Genomic DNA, 1430 nt, shown 5'->3' on the forward strand with positions numbered 1-1430 from the left:
TTCATTGAAGTGGATACCCGGGTCAGTTCCTGGAGCACCCTCTCCATCAAGAAGAACGTATATTCCGTGCCCTCCAGGCTGATTGGCGAGAAACTCAGGGTCAGAGTCTATGAAGGCAGGATCGACGTCTATTACGGCGGCAAAATGCAGCTCACCACTCCTCGGCTCCTGGGCCGGGGTGGACACAGGATCAATTATCGACACGTCATTTGGTCCCTTGTGAAAAAGCCCGGCGCGTTTCGCCTCTACCGTTACCGGGAGGATCTCTTTCCTTCACTGGTTTTTCGACGTGCTTATGACGCGTTGCGGACCAAGCTTGAGGAGAACAAGGCCGACAAGGAGTACGTGCGCATCCTCCATCTGGCGGCATCAACGATGGAGTCCGATGTTGAAGCGGCCCTGGAACTCCTTCTGGAGACCAAGACGCCAATCAGTGCCGAGGGGGTCAAGGCGATGGTCACCGACGGCGACAAGCTCGCGGCCATGGTCATGGACGCGCCAGTGGTCGACCTCTTGATTTACGACAACCTGCTCCATCGCCAGGAAGGTTGCGTATGATTCTGGAATCCGGCGGTCTCGCGATCTGTCTCAAGGCCTTGCACTTGTCGTCATTTGCCGCTTGCTTCCAGGAAATGTCGGGCACAGCCGAGAGCCAGGGCTGGAGCCATCAGCAATATTTACAGCATCTGGCCGAAATTGAACTGGAAGACAGGCGACAGGACCGGATCGAGCGCCTCCTGAAAGCGTCTGGCTTGCCAAGGGACAAAACACTGGCGAGCCTGGACATGACCGTTTTGCCGGAACGCGTGAAGAAGATGCTGCCCTCCCTGTGCGAGGGGCACTTCCTGGGACGAGCGGAGAACATCGTGGCCTTTGGGCTCCCGGGACGCGGAAAGACGCACCTGCTGTGCGCCATCGGCCATGAGCTTGTCCGGCGTGGTCATCAGGTGCTGTTCATCCCGGCCTACCGGCTGGTCCAGAAGCTGCTCGTGGCCAAACGTGACTTGATCCTGGAAAAGGAACTCAAAAAGCTCGACCGGTTTGAGGCAGTGATCCTCGACGACATCGGCTACGTGCAGCAGGACCGCGAGGAGATGGAAGTGCTTTTCACCTTCCTGGCTGAGCGCTATGAGCGCGGCAGCGTGCTGATCAGCAGCAACCTCGTGTTCTCGCAATGGGACAAAATCTTTAAAGATTCCATGACCACGGCGGCGGCCATCGACCGGATGGTCCACCATTGCGTCATCCTGGAGCTGACCGGCCAGAGTTACCGGAACCAGGAAGCGCAAAAGCGGAATGCGGACACTCAGCTTCGCGGCAATGACCACGGACGCGGCGCTGAACTCATACCCGAAGATCGCTTGGCTGAAGCCGAGGTGCGTGCACAAGAATAGTTGTCGTCAGTGCCCAGGAGTAATTGACGCTGAGCA

General features: G+C 57.8%; 2 protein-coding genes. Both read left to right on the forward strand.

Annotated elements, in window-relative coordinates:
- Positions 1–558 (forward strand): Mu transposase domain-containing protein (locus Q368_RS26540; RefSeq protein WP_029461308.1); only part of this gene is annotated, 558 nt, incomplete at its 5' end.
- Positions 555–1394: an IS21-like element helper ATPase IstB gene (istB, locus tag Q368_RS0122790; RefSeq protein WP_084159014.1), complete on the forward strand. Its 840-nt coding sequence runs from the start codon at positions 555–557 to the stop codon at positions 1392–1394. The genes Q368_RS26540 and istB, both read left to right, overlap by 4 nt.
- Positions 1395–1430 lie beyond the last annotated feature (36 nt).

The organism is Solidesulfovibrio alcoholivorans DSM 5433, assembly GCF_000702665.1.
Lineage (GTDB): Bacteria > Desulfobacterota > Desulfovibrionia > Desulfovibrionales > Desulfovibrionaceae > Solidesulfovibrio > Solidesulfovibrio alcoholivorans.